This is a genomic window from Geomicrobium sp. JSM 1781026 (assembly GCF_041949955.1).
In the GTDB taxonomy this organism is placed as follows: domain Bacteria; phylum Bacillota; class Bacilli; order Bacillales; family Marinococcaceae; genus Geomicrobium_A.
This window is the reverse complement of the sequence record NZ_JBHFQF010000014.1, coordinates 33,552-56,175: the sequence shown is the minus strand read 5'-3', so window position 1 is coordinate 56,175 and position 22,624 is coordinate 33,552. Positions and strand designations below refer to the sequence as shown.

40 protein-coding genes are annotated in these 22,624 nt (G+C 44.2%); all 40 read right to left on the bottom strand.

The features are described 5' to 3' along the window. Positions 1–82: 82 nt before the first annotated feature. The 40 genes from ACE1TF_RS18865 to ACE1TF_RS18670 all read right to left on the bottom strand — a co-directional run bounded on the left by ACE1TF_RS18865 (position 83) and on the right by ACE1TF_RS18670 (position 22,515). Entirely contained in the window at positions 83–1,435 is a 1,353-nt protein-coding gene (locus tag ACE1TF_RS18865; protein WP_375019047.1) for a PQQ-dependent sugar dehydrogenase, read from the bottom strand. Between the two features lie 551 nt (positions 1,436–1,986). Then, positions 1,987–2,271: a hypothetical protein gene (locus ACE1TF_RS18860; protein ID WP_375019045.1), complete on the bottom strand. Its 285-nt coding sequence runs from the start codon at positions 2,269–2,271 to the stop codon at positions 1,987–1,989. Positions 2,272–2,503: 232 nt separating this feature from the next. Beyond that, entirely contained in the window at positions 2,504–2,896 is a 393-nt protein-coding gene (gene rpsI / locus ACE1TF_RS18855) for a 30S ribosomal protein S9 (RefSeq protein WP_042429318.1), read from the bottom strand. A 17-nt stretch (positions 2,897–2,913) separates the two neighbouring features. Further along, on the bottom strand, positions 2,914–3,351 hold the full coding sequence (rplM, locus tag ACE1TF_RS18850; RefSeq protein WP_042402185.1) for a 50S ribosomal protein L13: 438 nt from the start codon (positions 3,349–3,351) through the stop codon (positions 2,914–2,916). A gap of 258 nt (positions 3,352–3,609) precedes the next feature. Next, on the bottom strand, positions 3,610–4,365 hold the full coding sequence (truA, locus tag ACE1TF_RS18845; RefSeq protein ID WP_375019042.1) for a tRNA pseudouridine(38-40) synthase TruA: 756 nt from the start codon (positions 4,363–4,365) through the stop codon (positions 3,610–3,612). Between the two features lie 19 nt (positions 4,366–4,384). Beyond that, on the bottom strand, positions 4,385–5,182 hold the full coding sequence (locus tag ACE1TF_RS18840) for an energy-coupling factor transporter transmembrane component T family protein (protein ID WP_042402180.1): 798 nt from the start codon (positions 5,180–5,182) through the stop codon (positions 4,385–4,387). 1 nt (position 5,183) lies between these two features. Beyond that, a complete protein-coding gene (locus ACE1TF_RS18835; RefSeq protein WP_375019040.1) occupies positions 5,184–6,038 on the bottom strand; it encodes an energy-coupling factor transporter ATPase in 855 nt (284 codons plus the stop codon). Continuing rightward, positions 6,014–6,847 carry an energy-coupling factor transporter ATPase gene (locus tag ACE1TF_RS18830; RefSeq protein ID WP_375019038.1) on the bottom strand — a complete coding sequence of 278 codons (834 nt, stop codon included), beginning with the start codon at positions 6,845–6,847 and terminating at the stop codon, positions 6,014–6,016. The genes ACE1TF_RS18835 and ACE1TF_RS18830 overlap by 25 nt, the downstream gene beginning before the upstream one ends. A gap of 76 nt (positions 6,848–6,923) precedes the next feature. Next, positions 6,924–7,289 carry a 50S ribosomal protein L17 gene (gene rplQ, locus ACE1TF_RS18825; RefSeq protein ID WP_042402176.1) on the bottom strand — a complete coding sequence of 122 codons (366 nt, stop codon included), beginning with the start codon at positions 7,287–7,289 and terminating at the stop codon, positions 6,924–6,926. Positions 7,290–7,376: 87 nt separating this feature from the next. Further along, a complete protein-coding gene (locus ACE1TF_RS18820) occupies positions 7,377–8,321 on the bottom strand; it encodes a DNA-directed RNA polymerase subunit alpha (RefSeq protein ID WP_042402173.1) in 945 nt (314 codons plus the stop codon). A 157-nt stretch (positions 8,322–8,478) separates the two neighbouring features. Then, positions 8,479–8,871 (bottom strand): 30S ribosomal protein S11, encoded by a 393-nt coding sequence (gene rpsK / locus ACE1TF_RS18815; RefSeq protein ID WP_375019035.1) that lies wholly within the window; start codon positions 8,869–8,871, stop codon positions 8,479–8,481. Positions 8,872–8,893: 22 nt separating this feature from the next. Next, on the bottom strand, positions 8,894–9,259 hold the full coding sequence (gene rpsM, locus ACE1TF_RS18810) for a 30S ribosomal protein S13 (protein WP_042402168.1): 366 nt from the start codon (positions 9,257–9,259) through the stop codon (positions 8,894–8,896). Between the two features lie 21 nt (positions 9,260–9,280). After that, on the bottom strand, positions 9,281–9,394 hold the full coding sequence (gene rpmJ / locus ACE1TF_RS18805) for a 50S ribosomal protein L36 (RefSeq protein WP_042429335.1): 114 nt from the start codon (positions 9,392–9,394) through the stop codon (positions 9,281–9,283). A 60-nt stretch (positions 9,395–9,454) separates the two neighbouring features. Next, positions 9,455–9,673 (bottom strand): translation initiation factor IF-1, encoded by a 219-nt coding sequence (infA, locus tag ACE1TF_RS18800; protein WP_042402165.1) that lies wholly within the window; start codon positions 9,671–9,673, stop codon positions 9,455–9,457. A gap of 3 nt (positions 9,674–9,676) precedes the next feature. Beyond that, positions 9,677–9,982 (bottom strand): KOW domain-containing RNA-binding protein, encoded by a 306-nt coding sequence (locus ACE1TF_RS18795; protein WP_042402162.1) that lies wholly within the window; start codon positions 9,980–9,982, stop codon positions 9,677–9,679. An 18-nt stretch (positions 9,983–10,000) separates the two neighbouring features. Continuing rightward, on the bottom strand, positions 10,001–10,744 hold the full coding sequence (gene map / locus ACE1TF_RS18790; RefSeq protein ID WP_375019031.1) for a type I methionyl aminopeptidase: 744 nt from the start codon (positions 10,742–10,744) through the stop codon (positions 10,001–10,003). Further along, the gene (locus ACE1TF_RS18785; protein WP_042402157.1) at positions 10,741–11,394 is read right to left on the bottom strand and encodes an adenylate kinase; all 654 of its coding nucleotides are present in this window, start codon (positions 11,392–11,394) and stop codon (positions 10,741–10,743) included. The genes map and ACE1TF_RS18785 overlap by 4 nt, the downstream gene beginning before the upstream one ends. A gap of 36 nt (positions 11,395–11,430) precedes the next feature. Continuing rightward, positions 11,431–12,726: a preprotein translocase subunit SecY gene (gene secY / locus ACE1TF_RS18780; RefSeq protein ID WP_375019029.1), complete on the bottom strand. Its 1,296-nt coding sequence runs from the start codon at positions 12,724–12,726 to the stop codon at positions 11,431–11,433. Beyond that, complete coding sequence (rplO, locus tag ACE1TF_RS18775) at positions 12,726–13,166, bottom strand: 50S ribosomal protein L15 (RefSeq protein WP_042402154.1); 441 nt, start codon at positions 13,164–13,166, stop codon at positions 12,726–12,728. The genes secY and rplO overlap by 1 nt, the downstream gene beginning before the upstream one ends. Before the next feature lie 31 nt (positions 13,167–13,197). Continuing rightward, positions 13,198–13,386, bottom strand: a complete 189-nt coding sequence (gene rpmD / locus ACE1TF_RS18770; RefSeq protein ID WP_042402152.1) for a 50S ribosomal protein L30 — start codon at positions 13,384–13,386, stop codon at positions 13,198–13,200. A 13-nt stretch (positions 13,387–13,399) separates the two neighbouring features. After that, positions 13,400–13,894 (bottom strand): 30S ribosomal protein S5, encoded by a 495-nt coding sequence (gene rpsE, locus ACE1TF_RS18765; protein ID WP_042402149.1) that lies wholly within the window; start codon positions 13,892–13,894, stop codon positions 13,400–13,402. A 21-nt stretch (positions 13,895–13,915) separates the two neighbouring features. Beyond that, complete coding sequence (gene rplR, locus ACE1TF_RS18760) at positions 13,916–14,278, bottom strand: 50S ribosomal protein L18 (protein ID WP_042402146.1); 363 nt, start codon at positions 14,276–14,278, stop codon at positions 13,916–13,918. 75 nt (positions 14,279–14,353) lie between these two features. After that, positions 14,354–14,890 (bottom strand): 50S ribosomal protein L6, encoded by a 537-nt coding sequence (gene rplF / locus ACE1TF_RS18755; RefSeq protein ID WP_042402143.1) that lies wholly within the window; start codon positions 14,888–14,890, stop codon positions 14,354–14,356. 30 nt (positions 14,891–14,920) lie between these two features. Next, on the bottom strand, positions 14,921–15,319 hold the full coding sequence (gene rpsH, locus ACE1TF_RS18750; protein WP_042402141.1) for a 30S ribosomal protein S8: 399 nt from the start codon (positions 15,317–15,319) through the stop codon (positions 14,921–14,923). 31 nt (positions 15,320–15,350) lie between these two features. Continuing rightward, the gene (locus tag ACE1TF_RS18745) at positions 15,351–15,536 is read right to left on the bottom strand and encodes a type Z 30S ribosomal protein S14 (RefSeq protein WP_042402139.1); all 186 of its coding nucleotides are present in this window, start codon (positions 15,534–15,536) and stop codon (positions 15,351–15,353) included. A 39-nt stretch (positions 15,537–15,575) separates the two neighbouring features. Next, positions 15,576–16,115, bottom strand: coding sequence for a 50S ribosomal protein L5 (rplE, locus tag ACE1TF_RS18740; protein ID WP_042402136.1), 540 nt, complete (start codon positions 16,113–16,115; stop codon positions 15,576–15,578). Between the two features lie 26 nt (positions 16,116–16,141). Continuing rightward, positions 16,142–16,468, bottom strand: a complete 327-nt coding sequence (gene rplX, locus ACE1TF_RS18735) for a 50S ribosomal protein L24 (RefSeq protein WP_042429357.1) — start codon at positions 16,466–16,468, stop codon at positions 16,142–16,144. Positions 16,469–16,505: 37 nt separating this feature from the next. Beyond that, positions 16,506–16,874, bottom strand: coding sequence for a 50S ribosomal protein L14 (gene rplN, locus ACE1TF_RS18730; protein WP_042402133.1), 369 nt, complete (start codon positions 16,872–16,874; stop codon positions 16,506–16,508). A 31-nt stretch (positions 16,875–16,905) separates the two neighbouring features. Then, positions 16,906–17,169 (bottom strand): 30S ribosomal protein S17, encoded by a 264-nt coding sequence (rpsQ, locus tag ACE1TF_RS18725; RefSeq protein WP_042402130.1) that lies wholly within the window; start codon positions 17,167–17,169, stop codon positions 16,906–16,908. 20 nt (positions 17,170–17,189) lie between these two features. Then, positions 17,190–17,393 (bottom strand): 50S ribosomal protein L29, encoded by a 204-nt coding sequence (rpmC, locus tag ACE1TF_RS18720; protein WP_042402127.1) that lies wholly within the window; start codon positions 17,391–17,393, stop codon positions 17,190–17,192. Next, positions 17,383–17,817 carry a 50S ribosomal protein L16 gene (gene rplP / locus ACE1TF_RS18715; protein ID WP_042402124.1) on the bottom strand — a complete coding sequence of 145 codons (435 nt, stop codon included), beginning with the start codon at positions 17,815–17,817 and terminating at the stop codon, positions 17,383–17,385. Before rplP ends, rpmC begins: the two co-directional genes overlap by 11 nt. 2 nt (positions 17,818–17,819) lie before the next feature. Next, a complete protein-coding gene (gene rpsC, locus ACE1TF_RS18710; protein WP_042402120.1) occupies positions 17,820–18,479 on the bottom strand; it encodes a 30S ribosomal protein S3 in 660 nt (219 codons plus the stop codon). Between the two features lie 3 nt (positions 18,480–18,482). Then, entirely contained in the window at positions 18,483–18,824 is a 342-nt protein-coding gene (gene rplV / locus ACE1TF_RS18705; RefSeq protein WP_042402119.1) for a 50S ribosomal protein L22, read from the bottom strand. Positions 18,825–18,843: 19 nt separating this feature from the next. Continuing rightward, positions 18,844–19,122, bottom strand: coding sequence for a 30S ribosomal protein S19 (gene rpsS, locus ACE1TF_RS18700; protein ID WP_042402116.1), 279 nt, complete (start codon positions 19,120–19,122; stop codon positions 18,844–18,846). A 104-nt stretch (positions 19,123–19,226) separates the two neighbouring features. Continuing rightward, complete coding sequence (gene rplB / locus ACE1TF_RS18695) at positions 19,227–20,066, bottom strand: 50S ribosomal protein L2 (protein ID WP_375019022.1); 840 nt, start codon at positions 20,064–20,066, stop codon at positions 19,227–19,229. A gap of 27 nt (positions 20,067–20,093) precedes the next feature. Next, entirely contained in the window at positions 20,094–20,381 is a 288-nt protein-coding gene (gene rplW / locus ACE1TF_RS18690) for a 50S ribosomal protein L23 (protein WP_042402114.1), read from the bottom strand. After that, positions 20,381–21,001 (bottom strand): 50S ribosomal protein L4, encoded by a 621-nt coding sequence (gene rplD / locus ACE1TF_RS18685; protein WP_042402113.1) that lies wholly within the window; start codon positions 20,999–21,001, stop codon positions 20,381–20,383. Before rplD ends, rplW begins: the two co-directional genes overlap by 1 nt. Before the next feature lie 25 nt (positions 21,002–21,026). Further along, entirely contained in the window at positions 21,027–21,656 is a 630-nt protein-coding gene (rplC, locus tag ACE1TF_RS18680) for a 50S ribosomal protein L3 (RefSeq protein WP_375019019.1), read from the bottom strand. A gap of 70 nt (positions 21,657–21,726) precedes the next feature. Continuing rightward, the gene (rpsJ, locus tag ACE1TF_RS18675) at positions 21,727–22,035 is read right to left on the bottom strand and encodes a 30S ribosomal protein S10 (RefSeq protein ID WP_042402109.1); all 309 of its coding nucleotides are present in this window, start codon (positions 22,033–22,035) and stop codon (positions 21,727–21,729) included. Positions 22,036–22,362: 327 nt separating this feature from the next. After that, positions 22,363–22,515: a hypothetical protein gene (locus tag ACE1TF_RS18670; protein WP_193744273.1), complete on the bottom strand. Its 153-nt coding sequence runs from the start codon at positions 22,513–22,515 to the stop codon at positions 22,363–22,365. Positions 22,516–22,624 lie beyond the last annotated feature (109 nt).

Sequence of the window (22,624 nt, the reverse complement as noted above, 5' to 3'; positions counted from 1 at the left end):
AGGCGTTCATGTACTTCCATGAACGCCTGCTTTTTAACTATTGTTAAGCACCTTAAGTTAGATGCTTGTAAAGAATAATAAATTATTCAGCGTCGTCTTCATCAGTATCAACATCGTCTTGTTCTGCTCCTTCACCTGCTGCAGCAACCTTATAGATCGAACCGCCATCAGTACTTGCAATAAGGGCGCCGTCATCCGTTACAAGAATATCACGGAAACGTTCGCCTTCTTCAGTTAGCAGGCGTTCTTCTCCAACGACGAGGTCATCTTCAATAACGACACGCACGATATAGTTCGGGGCTAAACCACCGATGAACAAGTCGTTCTCCCATTCAGGAATGGCGTCGTTATCATAGAATGACATACCACTTGGTGCACTTGTTGGATCCCAATAATATACGGGTTCAACAAAGCCTTGCGCTTCGTGTTCAGAAATTCCATCATTAATTAATTCGCCCGTGTACTCAATCCCATAGGAAACAACTGGCCATCCATAGTTAGCACCCGGTTCAATAATATTCAGTTCATCCCCAGCTTGTGGACCGAATTCAACAATCCATAAGTCTTCGGTTTCAGGGTGGAAGTCCACACCTTGAATATTACGGTGACCGTAGCTGTAAATACCATCTAGTGCGTCTTCATCTTCGATAAATGGATTCGTGTCTACTGCTTCTCCATCTTGTGTGATGTGAATGACTTTACCTAAGTAAGCATCTAAGTCTTGTGCACGTTCGCGAATTGGATCATCTGACCGCTCACCCGTTGTTAAGAATAAGTTGTCTTCATCATCAAAGATAATACGTCCACCATAGTGTAAGTCACCATCATAAGCTGGTTCCGCTTGGAAGATGACTTCAAAATCTTCAAGTGAGTCTTCATCTTCTGATAAAACACCTTTACCGACTGCCGTTACCGTACCGTCTTCAAGATCTTGAGCAAACGTCATAAATACTAATCTTGATTCGTCAAAATCAGGTGCAATGGTCACATCAAGTAAACCACCTTGACCTTCGTTATTTACTTCTGGTGTACCTTCGATTGCATCTGAAACAGAGCCATCTTCAAGATTTACAATAAGAAGCTCTGCTGAATCTCTTTGCGTAACCAATAAGCGGTTTGTATCAAACTCTTCCATACCCCAAGACACATCAAGACCCTCAGCAACAACTTCCACATCAAGTTCTGCTTCAGTCTCTACTTCAGGTGCTCTTGTTTGTTCTGGAAATGCGGGTTCAAACTCAGTAACTTTTGGTTCAGATTCTGCACTTGTATCTGTACTTTCATCAGCGCCCTCGTCAACACTTTCTTCTGTTTCAGCATCCGAGTCATCCGTTGGTTCTTCGTCTGAAGTATCTCCATTGCCACATGCTGCCAAAGCCAATACAGTGATCAACATTGTGAAAGACATTAATTTTGACCACGAAAATTTCGTCATTCTTTTTCCTCCATTTCCTAAAAAACATTAACTGATTATAAGATATGAACGTCTTAACCAATTTTTGCTAGGGTTTCAAGGGGCTAAACTATACTCACAAAATGAGCACACCTGCGAAAGTAATACTATCAAAATTATCTCCCGTTGACAAATAAAGGAATGTACCTAAACACGAATACGTTTTTCTTTTTTAGGTGTTCAGGACTTCAACCCTAGAGCCCATGCACATGCCGGGCACACCCCAAAAAAAGCCGAGAGCAAAAGCGATCGGCTTTTAAAGGAATGATTTATCTTCACCAGGAAATAAAATGGCAAGAATAACAATATCGTCATCCACCCGTTCAAAGTACACTCTAAATTTTTTACGACCATACGTGATATTCATTCATATGGACCAAATTCTTCTGTATAGGTTTGACCAATAATCGGTTTTTGAAGTATATCATCGATTTCAAGAATGATCTGAGCGATAATCTAACGTTTCTTCTGGTGTAAAATAATCACTTTTATATTGTAAAAGTTTCTGTTTTACGACTGGAGGCCATATAACGCTAAGACTCGTCATGAATATAGTCCTCAGAAGACAGCGAATCTAAGAGACCTTTTGTGGAATGCCCTAAATCTTTCTCGTATTGTTTTTTGCTTTCTTTCATCATTTGATCAAGTGCAGGGTTAGCAGAAGCGTCATCCTGGATGGAAGGCTCTTTGTCATCTTCTTCTTGAAGAACGAGTGTAAACGTCCCTTTCCCAGGGATGGAAAATTGGCAAACAGAATTTTCACGGTTCATTTTCGAAATGTACCGCATCAATTCATGAACAGATTGAACATTCCCCATATCAAATACCATCCTCATCGATCATTTTCTGTTATTATATCACATATCAGAGCATCAGCTATCTGACTGGCGGATACGTCATCTTGACTTCGTCTGTCTCTCATCCTTTATTCAGTTCTCCCAATCAACTGGACAAACCCGTCTCTATGGACGTTACTTACGATTCCAATATAAAAACCCTCTTTGCTTTAATATGCAAAGAGGGCATAAACGTTGTTGTATAAAAGACTGCTTAACGCTTCGAGAATTGTGGTGCACGACGTGCAGACTTAAGACCGTATTTCTTACGCTCTTTCATTCTCGGGTCACGAGTAAGGAATCCTTTTTCTTTAAGAACTTTACGATATTCAGGATCAACGTCAAGAAGTGCACGGGATACGCCGAGCTGGATTGCGCCTGCTTGGCCTGTGTATCCTCCGCCATGAACGTTTACCTTAATGTCGTATTGTCCTTCTGTTCCTGTTTCAACGAATGGCGCGCGGACAACCATCTTCAACGTTTCGTAGTTGAAGTACTCATCCATATCACGCTTGTTAATCGTTACTTTCCCGCTGCCTGGTGTGACGAACACACGTGCAGTCGAGTTCTTACGACGGCCTGTACCGTAATATTGCAAAGCTGCCAATTCAAACCCTCCTCTAATTATCCGCGTAGCTCGTAAGCTTCTGGTTTTTGTGCTGCGTGCTTGTGTTCAGAACCTGCATATACGTGAAGCTTCTTGATCGTTTGACGACCGAGAGCGTTCTTTGGAAGCATGCCGTGAACCGCAAGTTCGATCATTTTCTCAGGCTTGTTCTTGCGCATGTCGATCGCGCGTGTTTCTTTAAGCCCACCGCGGTAACCGCTGTGACGATAGTAAACCTTGTCATTCCACTTGTTTCCAGTAAGTTCGATCTTCTCAGCGTTGATGATAATCACGTGATCACCTGTGTCAACGTGTGGTGTGAACTCTGGTTTATTCTTTCCACGTAGGATTGTCGCTACTTCACTAGCCAAACGTCCGAGCGTTTGACCTGCTGCGTCAATCACATACCATTTACGTTCAATTTCTTCTGCTTTAGCCATAAAAGTTGTACGCATGATGGAACCTCCTCGTTCATGATCATTCATTTATTTAGCAATCGTTTTTGTTCTCGTATATTTCATTCTCCGGGGCAGTGGAGTTTGAAATGCCAACTAACATCGTATAATATCCAGAGGAAAAAGTCAATTATTATCACGAAAAAAATGTTCGTCTATTGCCTGCAGGGAGCGCTTTTCGATGAGGTCATGATCTTCTGTAATTTTCCTCGTACACGGCTTTTCGGAATCGGTTTCTCATCCGCGCGCTCAGCCCGCTTATTCACCACGATACGCCACTTCCCATAAGTACAATCCTTGTGCAGGTGCCGTTTTTCCTGCAAGCCTGCGATCTTTCCCATCACGAATGGTTGTGATCTCTTCTACAGTGCGACGCCCCTGTCCGACTTCCAGTACAGTTCCTACAATAATTCTCACCATATTGTAGAGAAACCCCTCTCCGCGAAAGCGAAACATCAACGTATGCTCAGCGAATGGTTGTACATGTGCGAGCTTCAGTGTCCGGACTTTATCAACGACGCTCGTATTGCTTGCACAAAAGGATGAAAAGTCATATTTACCGACCAGTTTCTCCAATGCTTTGTTCATCGCTTCACTGTCTAAATGATCCGTATACACGTGATGGGTGTAGTTGCGCTGGAAAACATCACGGTTTTTACCGATTTGCACGTAATAGCGATACTCTTTTTCCACAGCATCGTATCTTGCATGAAAATCATCTCGAACGACTTCCACACGCTGGATGAGAATATCATCAGGTAAGAGTGACATAATTGCTTTTGGCCACCTCTCCTCAGGGATGGCTAGTTGTGAATCAAAGTGGACAACTTGTCCGACGGCATGCACACCGCTGTCCGTTCTGCCTGACGCGGTAACGTTTTCAGCATGTGCCATCCGGTGCAAAGTGCCGAGTGCTCGGCCAATCTCTCCTTGCACCGTACGCTTTTCTGGTTGCACTTGCCATCCAGAAAAATGAGTTCCATCGTACGCCAAAACCGCTTTTAATCTAGGCATCTTTTTTCACCTCTTGATTCTATGATCGTGCCATCCATAACAGGACACCTAGCGTAATTACGATGATGATGGCGATGGTGTCTCGTAGCTTCCACTTCAACACACGCAACTTTGTTCTGCCTTCACCGCCTCGGTATCCTCTTGCATCCATTGCTGTTGCCATGTCCTCGGCTCGTTTAAACGATCGTACAAATAGCGGAATGATAAATGCAGTCATCGTATTCAATCGCGTCTTGAGTGAACCTTCAGTGAAGTCTGCCCCTCTGGCGGACTGTGCCTTTAAGATGCGGTCAGCTTCAAGTAAGAGCGTCGGTATGAGGCGAATGCTTATAGCCATCATTAACGCAATTTCATGAGAAGGTACCCCGATTTTTTTGAAAGGTCGTAGGTACGCTTCAAAACCGTCGGTTAAGTCAATTGGCGATGTAGTTAACGTAAGTAATGATGCAATAATGACAAGTGATCCAATTCGAACGGCGATATAAAAACCTTGAACGAGTCCGCCAGAATAAATGGACCATCCAAGAAACGTAAATAACACTTCTCCTTCATTTGTAAAAAACGCATGCAAAAAAAACGTGAAGAAAATTAATATAAAGATCGGCAACATGCCTTTTAAGAAAAACTTAAGCGGTACACGTGATAATAAAACAAATATAACAATTGCACCGACTAGCATACTGTTTGTTACCGCATCATTGGCAAAAAATACGATGACTGCCATGAGAAGTAGCGCTAAGATCTTCGATCTAGAGTCCAAGCGGTGCAACGGTGATTTCACCGGAATGTATTGTCCAATCACAATGTTTTGGAGCATATTACTTGCCCCCTTCATTGCGAATGGCCGTTGCCATTTGTTTAGCACTTAAAAATGATTCGTCAATTGATAGGCCACATCGGTTAAGCTTCTCTCTAATTCTGACAGCAGCGGGCACTGCAAGCCCTAGGCTTTGCAGGCGGTCCGAATCTTGAAACACCTGCTCTGGTTCCCCTTGCAAAACTGGGTTGCCGTCACCCATCACGACGACCTCATCGGCATATCGAAATGCATCTTCCATATCATGAGTTACAAGTACGGTCGTCAATCCGTTTTCTTTATGCCATGCTTCAAACAAATCCAATAATGCTCGGTGTCCGGCAGGATCTAAGCCCGCCGCCGGTTCATCAAGAATCAACACTTCTGGGCGAGTAGCAAGAACACCTGCAATGGCAACTCTACGCATTTGCCCCCCACTTAGTTGAAACGGGGAGCCGTCACGTACATCTTGTGGTAATCCGACCAGGTCGAGCAGCTCAGGAATTCTTTTGCTCACTTCGTCCGCGTCCATCCCATGCTGAATTGGACCAAATAGAATATCTTCCTCTACCGTTGAGCCAAACAGTTGATGTTCTGGATATTGAAAGACCATACCTACTTTCCGCCGGAGAGGCTTAACGAACTTTCGTTTCGTTTTTCGATGGAAGCTTGTATTTCCGACGGTAACTTCTCCTTCAGTAGGAAGAAGCAGACCGTTAACGTGTTGCATGAGTGTTGATTTACCTGAACCAGTACTGCCAACAATCGTCGTGAAGTTGCCTGAACGAATCGTTAGATTCACATCTTCCAATGCTTTTTTTTCAAATGGGGAGCCAGGCATATATGTATAACTTACGTTGTTGAATGTAATTTGCACAGCATCTTCACCCACTCATCCTCATCTAGCATATACGCTTGTTGTTTGTTGTCATTTAAGTATGCTTGTACTTCAAGAAAGTACGGCAAGTGAAAATTACGATCCATTAAGAACGCTGGATCTTGAAAGAATGCTTCCGTTGACATATCTTTTACAATTGTTCCTTTTTCCATAAACACAACACGGTCGGCTTGCATTGCTTCTTGCAAGTCATGAGTAATCATAATGAGGGTGAATCCTCGATCATGCAATTCATTCATTGTCTTCATCACTTCTTTGCGACCTTCGGGATCGAGCATGGATGTTGATTCATCAAAGATCATGATGTCTGGGCGTAACGCAAGAATGCCCGCTATAGCAGCTCGCTGCTTTTGACCTCCTGAAAGACGATGAGGTTCGGAATCAAGATGATCATTAATCGCGACCTGCTCACTCGCCGCTTGAATACGCTCAATCATCTGCTCACGACCGATACCTGCATTCTCCAGTCCAAAAGCAATATCGTCGCGAACGGTCGCTGCGACAAATTGGTGGTCAGGGTTTTGAAAAACCATCCCAGCTTTTTGGCGTATTTCCCAAATATGATCTTCTTCATCTGTTCGAAGCCCATCAACCTCTGTCGTTCCTGATGTGGGGATAAGCAGTGCATTTAGCATTCGGGCAAGCGTTGATTTCCCCGAACCGTTCGTTCCGAGTATCGCTATCCATTCACCACGATAAGCTTGAAACGAAAGATTGTTTAAGATCCACTCTTGCTCTTCTTCATATGTAAAATAAAGATCACGACAATCAATAATGGTTTTCTGCACAGGAGCTTCCCCCAATCTGGTTGCTAGTATAAGAAAAAGGCAGTGACGTGTGAGATCGTCCTGCCTAAGTGAGAAATTATACGAGTTCGATGACAGCCATCGGTGCACCGTCACCTTTACGTGGCTCCATCTTAACGATGCGCGTGTAACCACCTTGGCGATCTTCATAACGTGGACCAATGTCACTGAACAATTTCTGAACTGCAGTTTCGCTGTCTGCATCCTCCGTCACGTTCTCATTGCGAATGAAAGATGCCGCTTGACGACGAGCGTGAAGATCGCCGCGCTTTCCGAGCGTAATCACTTTCTCGACGAGTGGGCGTAAAGCTTTTGCTTTCGCTTCTGTCGTCACAATCTTTTCGTTGATGAGCAAATCGGTTGCAAGATCGCGGAAAAGTGCCTTACGCGCAGAACTGTCACGTCCTAGCTTTGCGTATGCCATTTTCGTTCCCCTCCTTCATCATGAGCCTGTATTCTTTGTTGTTACACATTAGAAAGAAGACCGATCAGCCGTCTTCTAATGAGAAACTTACTCTTCATTTCTTAGCCCGAGACTTAATTCTCCAAGCTTTTCTTGTACTTCTTCAAGTGATTTACGGCCAAGGTTGCGCACTTTCATCATGTCTTCTTCAGACTTCTGAGTAAGTTCTTGAACCGTATTAATGCCGGCGCGTTTTAAACAGTTGTACGAACGGACAGATAAGTCCAGTTCTTCAATTGTCATCTCCAGCACTTTCTCTTTCTGGTCTTCCTCTTTTTCCACCATAATCTCCGCATTCTGCGCTTGATCGGTCAAGCCAATGAAGATGTTTAGGTGCTCGTTCATAATCTTAGCGCCAAGAGATACCGCTTCTTCCGGACGGATGCTACCATCTGTCCATACATCAAGCGTTAGTTTGTCGTAGTTTGTAATCTGACCCACACGCGTATTCTCCACTTGGTAGTTTACACGAGAGACCGGTGTAAAGATGGAGTCAATCGGAAGAACGCCAATCGGCAAGTCTTCATGATTGTTCCCTTCAGCCGGAACATAGCCACGCCCGCGCTTAGCTGTCATACGCATATGAAGCTGTGCACCTTTCGTAAGCGTTGCAATGTGAAGGTCTGGGTTCAAGATATCAACATCACTGTCATGATTAATATCACGCGCAGTTACGACACCTTCTCCGTTTGCATCGATTTCAAGCACTTTCTCTTCGTCAGAATGAATGTTCAGAGCTAACTGTTTCAAGTTCAAAATGATCGTTGTAACGTCTTCTACGACACCCTCAACCGTTGAGAATTCATGAAGAACACTATCAATTTGAACATTGGTAATCGCAGACCCTGGGAGGGAGGATAATAGGATTCGACGCAAGGAGTTCCCTAAAGTCGTACCATAGCCACGTTCCAAAGGCTCCACAACGAATTTGCCGTACTTAGCATCCTCGCTGACTTCGATCGTTTCAATGCTTGGCTTTTCGATTTCAATCATTCGATTTCCTCCTTAAAAACGTCGGAATCCGAAAAGGCGTGCTCAGCACGTCTTTCCGCTTTTCCCTTAAAGGCAGTGATTGACACTGTTCACCATAACTCTGGCGCCCACATCTAACCATTATTGACACAATCCGGTTATTTTAACCTCTATGGTGTTAAACTCTCCGACGTTTCGGGGGACGACAACCGTTGTGAGGTACTGGCGTCATGTCACGAATGACATTCACTTCAAGGCCTGTTGCTTGCAAAGAGCGGATTGCTGCTTCACGTCCGGCACCAGGTCCTTTAACGGCAACCTCAACAGTTTTCATGCCGTGCTCCATCGCTGACTTCGCTGCGCTTTCTGCAGCCATTTGTGCAGCAAACGGCGTAGATTTACGAGAACCTTTAAATCCAAGGTTACCAGCACTTGCCCAGGAAAGAACGTTTCCTTGTAAATCTGAAATGGTCACGATCGTATTGTTAAACGTTGAGCGGATGTGAGCAATTCCTGAATCCACTTGTTTACGTTGGCGACGTTTACGTGTTGTTGTCTTAGGCTTAGCCATCTGAATAGACCTCCTTTATCATTTATTTCTTTTTATTAGCGATCGTCTTACGAGGACCTTTTACTGTACGTGAGTTGTTCTTTGTCTTCTGACCACGAGCAGGAAGCCCGCGACGATGACGAATACCACGATAAGATCCGATTTCAATAAGACGCTTGATGTTTAATGACTTCTCACGGCGAAGATCACCTTCTACGTTGTAGTTTCCTACAACTGTACGAATGCGTCCTAGTTCTTCATCAGTAAGATCACGAACGCGCGTTTCTGATGAAACGTTCGCTTCATCGAGTACTTTCTCAGCAGTCTTCTTACCAATCCCGTATACATAAGTGAGTGAAATCACTACACGTTTATCACGAGGGATATCGACACCAGCAATACGTGCCAAACTCATGCACCTCCTTGTTTTTTATCCTTGTTTTTGTTTATGCTTCGGATTTGAACAGATCACCATAACCGTACCTTTACGGCGAATGACCTTACAGCGTTCACAGATCGGTTTGACGGACGGTCTGACTTTCATCCTTTTTCCCTCCTTATGATCGGCATCCTTTGGGAGGCCACGTCTGCAGAACTGTGACGATTATTTATATCGATACGTAATCCTTCCCCTAGATAGGTCATATGGAGACAACTCCACAGTAACTTTATCTCCGGGTAAGATTCGAATAAAGTGCATTCGGATTTTGCCAGATACGTGCGCAAGAATCTTGTGTCCGTTATCTAACTCCACACGAAACATTGCGTTCGGTAAAGGCTCGATCACTGTGCCTTCTACTTCGATTACATCATCTTTGGCCATGGATTACTCTCCTTCCTTTATTATAACAGGTTTCTCCCTACAATACTGAATCAACCCGTGGCGGATTTTGGCATTGGTCACAAGACCTGTTTGCTCAAGACTTTCCTTCACCTCTCGGGAAGCAAACCCAAGCGCTCTTACATGGTTGATGTTTTTCTTCTTAGCAGTTTTGAACGTTCTTTGGTCGCCATCGGCAACAGCAACAAAGTGATCATCGAACTTGCCGACGACAATGTAGATTTTACCGTGGTCTCTACCTTTTGTCGCTTCAACAATTTCCCCGATTTGAAAAACCGGTACGTTCTCCATTTACGACCACCTTGTTTACTACTTGGTTAGAATTTCATATCCCGTGTCCGTGATGGCAATGGTGTGTTCAAAATGTGCGCAGTTCTTTCCATCAGATGTGACCACTGTCCAGTTATCATCCAGGGTATGAACGTATCTTGCTTGCATATTAATCATCGGTTCAATGGCAAGGACCATTCCGGGTTTTAGCTTAGGGCCTTTCCCAGGAGGACCGTAATGCGGAATCTGTGGATCTTCATGCAAGTTTTGCCCAACTCCATGACCCACATACTCTCTCACGACCGAAAATCCATGCTTCTCAACGTACGTCTGAATTGCATGAGAGATATTGGAGAGCCTTTCTTTCGGTTTTGCTTCTGCAAGACCTTCGTACAAGGCATCCCGGGTAACATCCAAGAGTTTTTTGTTCTCTTCGCTGATCGTCCCTACTGCATACGTCCAAGCGGAGTCCCCGTGATACCCTTGGATTTTAGCACCAATGTCGATGGAGATGATGTCTCCATCTTGCAAAACACGCTTTCCCGGAATCCCGTGAACGAGTTCTTCATTGACAGAAGTGCAAATGCTCCCTGTAAATCCATGATACCCTTTAAATGATGGTTCTGCACCACGTGAACGAATGTAAGAATCGGCAATTCCATCCAATTCACCCGTCGTTACACCAGGCTGAATGTATTTTTTAAGTTCAGCATGTGTCTCAGCAACGATTTGACCTGCCAGGCGCATAATGTTGAGCTCGCGCTCGGTTTTCGTGATAATCATGCACGAAGCCCTTTCAACAACTGATCAATTTCAGAGAAAACCTCGTTAATATCCTGGTCACCCTGAATATCTTTAAGGTAACCTTTATCTCCGTAAAAATCTTTCAGCGGTTGTTGCTGCTCAATATTCACCTCGAGACGATTTTTCACCGTTTCTGGCTTATCATCGTCACGTTGAATCAATTCACTGCCGTCTACATCACAAACACCGTCAACCTTCGGCGGATTATAGATCACGTGGTAGCTTCTGCCTGAAGATGGAGATACTCTTCGTCCAGCTAATCGCTCGACTAACTTCTCTTTTGGAACATCAATGTTGAGAACGTAGTCTAGCGTTCGGCCCATGTCAGAGAGCATATCCTCCAATGCTTTCGCCTGTACAGGTGTACGCGGGAAACCATCGAGCAGAAAACCGTTTTTACAATCATCTTGTTCAAGACGTTCTTTTACAATCCCAATGGTTACATCGTCAGGGACGAGTCCTCCCTCATCAAGGTAACTCTTTGCTTTTATGCCTAGCTCGGTTTCTTCCTTGATCGCTGCGCGGAACATATCGCCAGTGGAAATATGGGGAATTCCATACTCTCGACTAATGCGATCTGCTTGTGTTCCTTTACCAGCTCCGGGAAGTCCCATTAAAATTAAATTCATGATGTTACCTCTCCTATCATCGCTTTACCAAATGATTTATTTGATAAAACCTTTATAACTCCGTTTGATTAGCTGACCTTCGATTTGTTTCATCGTGTCAAGTGCAACACCAACTACGATGAGTAATCCAGTACCCCCGATTTGTATTTGTTGAGGCAACCCTAGCTGACTCGTAAAGAAAATCGGAATGATGGATACTGTGGCCAAAAACAGAGCGCCGACGAAGGTGAGGCGGTACAAGATGCGACGAATGGTAAGCTCAGTCGCTTTACCAGGTCTTACCCCAGGTATATAGCCGCCTTGTTTTTTCAAGTTTTCAGCCATAGTTTCGGGATTCACTTGCACAAACGTATAGAAATACGTAAATGCGATAATTAGGCCGACGTAAAAGATCAGGCCAATTGGATTGTTGTAATTAAAGTTATCAACGATCCATTGTGCAATGCCACTACCATCTGCAAAGAAACCAGCTACTGTTGGTGGGAAAATAAAGAGAGCCATTGCGAAAATGACTGGAATTACCCCCGCCGAGTTTACTTTGAGTGGAAGGTGTGTGGATTGAGCACCAGCTGTATTGCCTTGCCCAACGACACGCTTTGCATATTGGATCGGAACTTTTCTAATCGCTTGTTGTACGAAGACAACACCAACGATAATGAGTAAAACTGCTAACGCCAATAAAAGAATGGTGACGACACCCATGAAAATCTGGTCGCCTTGATCTTGAATTTGCGTTGCATAGATCATGTTCACACCATTAGGTATACCAGCAGCAATACCTGAGAAGATGAGAATCGAAATCCCGTTTCCGACGCCTTGTGCGGTAATTTGTTCCCCTAACCACATCAAGAACGTTGTACCTGCTGTCATGATTAAAGCAATCATGAGATACGTCGTAACACTCGGATCAGGAATTAATCCAGGGAATTGCGTGTTAAAGCCGATTGACATTGCTAATGCTTGAACAAATGCTAACACAACAGTGAAATATCTAGTAAACTGCGCAAGCTTTCTACGCCCTGCTTCGCCTTGCTTCGACCATTCCGTAAATTTCGGAACAACGTCCATTCTTAAAAGCTGGACGACAATCGAGGCAGTAATATAAGGGAAGACTCCCATCGCGAAGATCGAGAAGTTCCCTAACGCCCCGCCCCCAAATGTATCTAGGAAACCAAAGGCGCTTGCTTCATCTTGAAAAGATAACTGATCACTGTCTGCCCCAGGAACCGGTATGAACGTACCCATACGGTATACGACGAGCATTAACAAGGTGAATAAAATCTTGCGGCGCAGATCAGCGACTCGAAAAATATTGGCGAGCGCCTTAAACATTAGACCACCTCTGTTGTACCGCCGGCTCCTTCAATCACCTTAACTGCAGATGCAGAGAACTTGTTTGCCTTTACGGTAAGTTTTTTGTTTAGACTACCGTTACCAAGTACTTTGATCCCATGATTCTCTTTTTTAACAACACCGTTTTCGATGAGAAGCTCTGGTGTAATCTCTGTACCTTCATCGAATTGATTCAGTGTCTCAACATTTACAATGCTATACGTTTTGCGTCCTGGGTTCGTGAACCCACGTTTAGGCAAACGCTTGTAAATTGGATTTTGACCACCTTCAAAGCCTGGACGTACATTCCCGCCTGAACGAGACTTTTGACCATGCTCACCGCGTCCAGCACGATTTCCGCGTTTCGCACTGTAACCACGACCTACACGAATACCGCGTTTGCGGGATCCTTCAGATGGCTTCAACTCATGTAGTTTCATCAACTCACACCTCCTGTCTTTTCAATTATGACTAACCTTTAATTTCTTTAACGTTCAAAAGGTGGGATACTTTGTTAACCATTCCTCGGATCGCTGGATTATCTTCTTGTACGACCGAGTGATTGACTTTACGAAGCCCAAGTGTCTTCACCGTCACGCGTTGATCTTCAGGACGCCCGATAAGACTGCGTTTGAGGGTGATTTCTAGCTTATTTGCCATGACATTTCCCTCCTTATCCTAGCAACTCTTCAACGCTTTTACCGCGAAGTTTTGCTACGTTTTCTGCAGTTTTCAATGAAGTTAACCCTTGCAATGTGGCACGAACCATATTGATTGGGTTGTTTGAACCGTGAGATTTAGATAAGATGTCTCCAACACCGCCAAGTTCTAGCACGGCACGAACCGGTCCACCCGCAATAATTCCAGTACCTTCGCTAGCAGGCTTAAGAAGTACTTTACCTGCTCCGAAACGTCCGATAAGTTCGTGAGGAATTGTTGTTCCAACACGTGGTACACTGATCAGATTTTTCTTTCCGTCTTCAATCGCTTTGCGAATAGCTTCTGGTACCTCTAGGGCTTTTCCGATTCCAAAACCAACATGTCCGTTACGGTCTCCGACAACAACAACCGCTGCGAAACGGAAGCGACGGCCACCTTTTACAACTTTTGCTACACGGTTGATGGCAACAACCTTTTCTTCAAGATCCAGTTTGTTCGGATCGATCATGTAATTTCCCTCCTTCGACCTTTAAAATTTCAATCCTGCTTCGCGCGCTGCATCTGCAAGCGCTGCAACACGTCCGTGGTATACGTTCCCGCCGCGGTCAAATACGACGTTATCGTATCCTTTTTCAGTGGCACGTTTCCCAACTAGCGCTCCTACTTCTTTTGCAGCTGCAACGTTTCCTCCGTGGTCTACGTTAATGTCCTTATCCATTGTGGACGCAGCAACAACTGTTACCCCTTTTTGATCATCGATCAATTGAGCGTAAATGTGGTTCGCTGAACGAAATACGTTAAGACGCGGGCGCTCTGTCGTGCCATGCACCTTAAGACGAATGCTCTTTTGGCGACGCTGGCGCGCAGTGTTCTTTGACATTTTCTTCGCCATGAGAATGTTTCCTCCTTTCGTGCCGTTCGCTGGTTTCGTTTGTACCGAGCAAACAAAACCGGTTCATCTATAAAATTACTTACCTGTTTTACCTTCTTTACGACGAATCATCTCTCCGCTATAGCGAATTCCTTTACCTTTGTAAGGTTCAGGCTTACGCACAGAACGAATGTCAGAAGCAATCGCACCTACAAGCTGCTTATCGATTCCTTTTACAACAACTTTGTTGTTTGCAGGAACGTCAATTTCGATGCCTTCGATCTTGTCGAACTCAACAGGGTGTGAATACCCGACGTTAAGGACGAGTTTCTCGCCAGACTTCGATGCACGATAACCAACACCAACAAGTTCTAGTGTTTTCTCGAAACCATTCGTTACACCTTCGACCATGTTGCCAATAAGGCTTCTTGTCGTTCCGTGTAAAGAGCGGTGGTCTTTATGATCTGATGGACGGCTTGTAGTAAGCACGTCATCTTCAATCGAAATCTTAATGTCTGTATTAAACGTGTTGGACAGTTCGCCTTTTGGTCCTTTGACCGTTACGTGACCACCATCCAACGTAATCGTAACATCCTTAGGAATCTCTAAAGGATTTACACCGATACGTGACATAATGTCGCACCTCCATTCTTCAGTAACTTCTTACCAAACGTAAGCGAGTACTTCGCCTCCGATATTCTTTTGACGCGCTTCTTTATCAGTCATTACCCCTTGAGATGTTGAAATGACTGCGATACCTAAACCACTGAGTACACGTGGAATCTCTTCTGATTTCGCGTATACACGAAGACCAGGCTTACTAATTCTTTTTAGACCTGTAATTACTCGTTCGTTTTGCTCCCCGTACTTCAAGAAGATGCGAAGAACACCTTGTTTTTTATCATCAACGAATTCTACATCGCGAACGAATCCTTCACGTTTGAGGATTTCTGCTACTTCGCGCTTCACGTTTGAAGCTGGAAGTTCTAGTTTATCGTGACGTACAGTGTTCGCATTGCGAATTCTTGTTAGCATATCTGCAACCGGATCTGTCATAACCATATTGATGTACCTCCTTCCTTATATAAGGCTCTTACCAGCTGGCTTTTTTCACACCAGGAATCTGGCCTTTGTATGCAAGCTCTCGGAAACAAATCCGGCAAAGCTTGAATTTACGAATGACGGAGTGTGGCCGTCCACAACGTTCACAACGTGTATATTCACGAACTTTATACTTTTGAGGACGTTGTTGTTTGGCAACCATTGATTTTTTTGCCAAGAGTCTTTCCCTCCTTCATGTTTAGATGAATATCGTTCATTATTTTTGGAATGGCATTCCGACTTCTGTAAGAAGTGCTCTGGATTCTTCATCCGAATCAGCCGTAGTTACAATTACGATATCCATTCCGCGTACTTTATCAACTTTGTCGTACTCAATTTCAGGGAAAATCAACTGTTCTTTTACACCAAGCGTGTAGTTTCCACGACCGTCAAATGCTTTGTTTGACACACCACGGAAGTCACGTACACGTGGAAGGGATACATGGATCAATTTCTCAAGGAAATCATACATGCGCTCTCCGCGAAGTGTAACTTTTGCTCCAATTGGGTTGCCTTCACGAAGCTTAAAGCCAGCGATTGACTTTTTCGCTTTTGTAACGACTGGCTTTTGACCAGAGATCGTCGCAAGCTCTTCTACCGCGCTATCGAGTGATTTAGGGTTGTTTACGGCTTCACCGACACCCATGTTAATCACAACTTTTTCGATCTTTGGTACGGCCATGACCGAATCGTATTTGAATTGCTCGTGTAGACGAGGCACAATTTCTTGTTTGTAACGAGTTTTTAAAGCGTTCATGATCAAGGACCTCCTTTCAACAGGTGTTACTTATCGATCACTTCACCTGATTTTTTTGCAACACGTACTTTTTTGCCGTCTTCGTGCTTGTAACCCACTCGCGTTGGTTCTCCGCTTTTCGGGTCAATGAGCATCACATTAGAAACATGGATGGCTGCTTCCTCGTTAAGAATACCGCCTTGTGGGTTTTCTTGAGTTGGCTTTGCATGTTTCTTTACTACATTTACGCCTTCGACGATCACTCGCTCTTTACTCGGAAGAGCTTTAAGGATCACGCCTTCTTTTCCTTTATCTTTACCAGTGATTACTTTGACTTTATCGCCAGTTTTCACGTGTAATTTTGGCTGCGCCATTTAGTCGCACCTCCTCGATAACCGTTGTTTCGTATCTTTAAAGTACCTCAGGTGCTAGAGATACGATCTTCATATATTGCTTATCACGTAACTCACGTGCAACTGGTCCGAAAATACGTGTACCTCTCGGCCCTTTGTCGTCACGAATGATTACTGCTGCGTTTTCATCAAACTTGATATATGAACCGTCGTTACGACGAACGCCACTGCGTGAGCGTACGATAACGGCGCGGACAACTTCACCTTTTTTGACAACGCCACCAGGTGTTGCATTCTTGACTGCACACACGATCGTGTCACCAATGTTCGCTGTCTTACGTCCAGTACCACCAAGTACTTTAATGCATTGTACTTCACGAGCACCAGAGTTATCTGCTACTTTCAATCTTGATTCTTGCTGGATCATGTCATTTGCCTCCCTTCAACAAAAGGATGTCTTAGATAATCACGGATTCTTCAACGATTTTCACGAGGCGGAAGTACTTATCTTTGGAAAGCGGACGTGTTTCCATGATGCGTACGATATCTCCGACTTTTGCTTCGTTGTTTTCATCGTGAGCTTTGTATTTCTTTGAGTAACGAACACGCTTGCCGTATAACTTATCACGTTTATACGTTTCAACAACAACAGTGATTGTTTTATCCATTTTGTCGGATACAACACGGCCCGTTAATTCTTTACGATTATTACGTTCAGTCATTACGTTTGCCCCTCCTTTAATTATCCACGAGTAATGCCAAGTTCTCTTTCACGAAGAACTGTATTGGCTCTAGCGATTTCTTTACGTACGTGACGGATGCGGGCAGGATTATCCAACTGACCAGTAGCTAGCTGGAAACGAAGGTTAAACAATTCTTCTTTCAAAGACTTTGTTTCTTGTTCGATCTCAGTCGTTGTCAGATCTCTAATTTCTTTAGCTTTCATTTGCCTCACCACCCATATCTTCACGTTTCACGAATTTGCATTTAATCGGAAGCTTGTGAGACGCAAGACGCAATGCTTCACGTGCCACCTCTTCGTTTACACCTGCAATTTCAAACATGATTTTACCTGGCTTTACGACAGCTACCCAGCCTTCAGGAGCACCTTTACCGGAACCCATTCGAACTTCTAGAGGCTTTGCTGTGTAAGGCTTATCAGGGAAGATTTTAATCCATACTTTACCGCCACGTTTCATGTAACGAGTCATCGCGATACGTGCTGATTCGATTTGACGGTTCGTTACCCAAGATGGTTCAAGGGCTTGAAGACCGTATTCACCAAAGTTTACTTCTGTTCCGCCTTTCGCACGACCTTGCATACGGCCACGGAATTGGCGGCGATATTTAACGCGTTTAGGCATTAACATGTTTAGTTGCCTCCTTCCTCGTTGCTCTTACCTTTCGTGGGAAGGACTTCTCCACGGTAGATCCAGATCTTTACGCCGATTTTACCGAAAGTCGTATCAGCTTCAGCTGTTCCGTAATCAATGTCGGCACGAAGTGTATGAAGTGGCACTGTACCTTCACTATAGCTTTCAGAACGAGCCATATCTGCTCCACCAAGACGTCCATTTACTTCTGTACGAATCCCTTTTGCTCCAGAACGCATTGTGCGTTGGATCGATTGCTTCATCGCACGACGGAAACTCACACGGTTTTCCAATTGACGAGCAATGTTTTCTGCTACTAGACGAGCGTCCATGTCAGTAACTTTCACTTCAGAAATGTTGATATGAACACGCTTGCCAGTAATTTCATTTAGCTTCTTACGAAGTGCTTCGACTTCAGAACCACCCTTACCAATTACCATTCCTGGTTTCGCAGTATGGATGTTGATGTTTACACGACGAGCAGCACGTTCGATTTCGATTTTAGACAATGATGCATCTTTGAGGCGATCTTCAAGGAATTCACGAATCTTAATATCTTCATGCAAAAGATCTGCATATTCCTTCCCAGCGTACCATTTCGATTCCCAATCACGAATGACGCCGATACGAAGACCGACAGGGTTTACTTTTTGACCCACGCTCTATCCCTCCTCCTTCTCAGAAACAATAATTGTAATGTGACTAGTGCGCTTGTTGATTCTAGACGCACGACCTTGGGCTCTTGGGCGGAAGCGCTTCAAGGTAACTCCTTCATCTACAAATGCTGCACTTACGTATAAGTTTTCAGCATCGAGTTCGTAATTGTGTTCAGCGTTCGCAATAGCAGAATTGAGAACCTTCTCAACGATCGGCGAAACACCTCTTGGTGTATGACGCAAAATTGAAATGGCTTCTCCAACTTCCTTACCTCTGACAAGATCAACAACCATTCTTGCTTTACGAGGAGCAACACGAACTTGTTTCGCAACAGCTTTAGCTTGCATGAGTGAACCTCCTCTCTAATTAGCGGCGTTTCGTTTTCTTATCGTCTTTATCATGTCCACGATACGTTCTTGTTGGTGCAAACTCTCCGAGTTTATGTCCAACCATATCTTCTTGAATGTAAACCGGAACGTGTTTACGACCATCGTAAACAGCAATTGTATGACCTACAAATTGCGGGAAGATGGTAGAACGACGTGACCATGTTTTAATGACAGATCTGTTGTTATCATCCATTGCTTCAATTTTGTTAAGCAAGTGGCTATCGGCAAAAGGGCCTTTTTTAAGACTACGTCCCATGTGAATGCCTCCCTTCAAATGTATAAAACGACGTTGACAGCGCCCGACACAGCAAAGGCGTTGCTGTTATCAGGGGCGCAGCAATCGTCTGGCCTTCTCGGCAATTACTTACGCTTCGCGTTGCGACGACGAACAATATACTTGTCAGAGTCTTTCTTGCCTTTACGCGTTTTGTAACCAATTGCTGGTTGACCCCAAGGAGATACTGGTGCAACACGACCGATTGGCGCGCGTCCTTCACCACCACCGTGAGGGTGATCCGCTGGGTTCATTGCAGAACCACGTACAACTGGGCGTTTGTTCATCCAGCGACTACGGCCTGCTTTACCAACATTAATGAGTTCATGCTCAAGGTTTCCAACCTGACCGATTGTCGCACGGCACGTTGAAAGGATCAAACGGTTTTCACCAGAACGAAGGCGAATTAACGTGTATTTTCCTTCACGACCAAGAATTTGTGCTTGTGATCCTGCAGCACGAGCGAGTTGTCCGCCGTGGCCAGGCTTCAATTCGATGTTGTGTACGTTCGTACCAACTGGAATATCTTTAAGCTCAAGTGCGTTACCGAGTTTAATGTCAGCTTCTGATCCAGAGTAGATTGAGTTGCCGACTTTTAGACCTTTAGGTGCTAAGATGTAACGCTTTTCTCCGTCCATGTAGTGGATGAGTGCAATGTTCGCCGAACGGTTTGGATCGTACTCAATTGTCGCTACTCGTCCTTCTACTTGGTCTTTGTTACGCTTAAAGTCGATCATACGGTATTTACGTTTGTGACCGCCACCTTGATGACGTGTTGTCAAACGACCTTGGTTGTTACGACCTGCCTTTTTAGACAGTGGCGCAAGCAAAGAGCGCTCAGGTGTGTTCGTTGTAATTTCAGAGAAGTCTTTCCCTGTCATGAAACGACGACCGTTTGTGGTCGGTTTATAACGTTTTACAGCCATTTTCATTTCCCTCCTTTACATTAAAACTTAAGCTTCGCCGAAGATCTCGATCTCTTCGCTGTCTGCTTTAAGTGTTACAATCGCTTTTTTCTTCGCAGGTTTAAAGCCTTCATAACGTCCGAAACGACGAAACTTTTGCTTGTATTTGATCGTGTTGACTTTCTCAACATCAACTTCGAAGATTTCTTCGATTGCTTGCTTGATTTGCGTTTTATTCGCTCTAATATCTACTTCAAACGTATACTTCTTATCTTCCATCAGTTCAGTAGAGCGTTCCGTAATGACCGGGCGCTTAATCACATCGCGTGCATCCATTAGCTAAGCACCTCCCCTACCTTCTCTGCAGCTTCCTTCGTAATGATCACTTTGTCGTACTTGATCACATCAAGAACGTTTACGCCAGTAGCTGTAATCGTTTTGACGTTCTGAAGGTTGCTAGCAGATCTTTCGATGTTTTGATTGCGCTCTGCAGTAACAATGAGTGTTTTCTCTGCGGACAGATTAGAAAGAATTTGTACCATTTCTTTCGTCTTTGGTGCTTCGAAGCTTAACTCATCAACAACAATCAATGCATCGTTTTGTACTTTATCAGAAAGAACTGAGCGAATCGCTAGACGACGAACCTTTTTCGGTAGGTTGTAGCCGTAAGTTCTTGGTGTTGGTGCGAAGACCACACCACCGCCTTTCCAAATTGGTGAGCGGTTTGAACCGTGTCTAGCACGACCTGTTCCTTTTTGACGCCAAGGCTTTGCACCACCGCCACGAACTTCAGAGCGAGTTTTCGCTTTCTGCGTTCCTTGACGAAGGGAAGCTTGTTGCATTACGACGGCATCATGAACAACACTTTCGTTTGGTGTAATACCAAAAACAGCATCAACAAGTTCGATGTCTCCAACTTGTGAACCGCTTTGGTTAAATACCGTTACTTTTGGCATGATGACTCCTCCTTTCTTCGAGACGTTAGTTGCCTTTTACAGCACTTTGAATTTTAACGTAGCTTTTCTTTGCTCCAGGAACGTTCCCTTTAATAAGAAGCAAATTACGCTCTTCGTCGATTTGTATGACTTCCAAGTTTTGTACAGTTACCTTTTCGCCACCCATTTGACCCGGGCCTTCCATGCCTTTGATAACCTTCGCATCTTGCATCGTACCGAGTGAACCCGGACGACGGTGATAACGAGAACCGTGGCTCATTGGACCGCGCGCTTGGTTATGACGCTTAATTGCACCTTGGAAACCTTTACCTTTTGAAGTACCGGTCACATCAATGATGTCTCCGACTTCAAATGTATTTACGTTGACCGCTTGACCGACTTCGTGAGTCCCAACATCCATGTTGCGGAATTCACGAGCGTAGCGCTTGGGTGCCGTGCTTGCTTTTTCAGCATGGCCTTTTTCCGGCTTGTTAGAACGATGATCTTTCTTGTCATCTGCACCTAACTGCACCGCATCGTAACCATCTTTTTCCTGTGTTTTCAACTGCATGACAACATTCGGATTTGCTTGAACGACAGTAACTGGAACGACTTCGCCATTCTCGCTAAAAATCTGTGTCATGCCGATCTTTGTACCCAAGATTCCTTTGGCCATCAGTCACACCTCCTATATTTTGTGTTCATAATTGTTTGTCCAAACTGCCATCCTATAACTGTGAATTGGATTATAGCTTAATCTCAATGTCAACGCCGGATGGAAGATCCAAACGCATTAAAGCGTCCACCGTTTGTGGTGTTGGACTGATAATATCGATGAGACGTTTATGCGTACGCATCTCAAATTGCTCACGCGAATCTTTGTACTTGTGAGTCGCACGTAAGACTGTGTATACCGAACGCTCTGTCGGTAACGGGATCGGTCCGGATACATTTGCACCTGAACGTTTCGCCGTGTCTACAATCTTCACTGATGATTGATCGAGAATACGGTGATCATACGCCTTCAATCGAATACGAATCTTCTCTTTTGCCATGTTTAGCCCTCCTTTTATCGCCTGATTTTCAGACCTACTCCGCAGAAATCCCCCCACACCCATCATGGCAAAGGGGCCGGGTGTGTCAGCAACCTTCTGCATCATCGCAAATGACAACATAAAAACAGGAAATCCGTGCGGATCTCCAACTTTGTCACACTTTTACTATTATAAAGGCTTTCACCTATGAATGCAAGAGTGGATTCATATTGTTTTTGTTCGTCTTTAAGCTCGCCAATTTGCGCGATCTTTTCACTTGATCTGTACATCAATTTTAACAAAATTGAACAGCCAATGATAGGTTTCTTGGCTGTTCATTTTCTTCCATTATTCTTTATCTTCTTTGAAGACCATATCAATTAATTGCTGAAAACCATCAACCTGTTCTGTAATAAGAAATACGGGAAGTAGCAAGACCGCTAAAACAAGTGCACCACTAGACAATGCCGACTTGACGACAATCTTTTGTATGAACTTCATAACCATTCCTCCTCGTAATTCCTTCAGTATACACCTCTGTTCAAAAATTGCTAGCTTTATTTTTATGTATGTAGTCACCTATCTTACATCCAACATGAAAAACCATTTG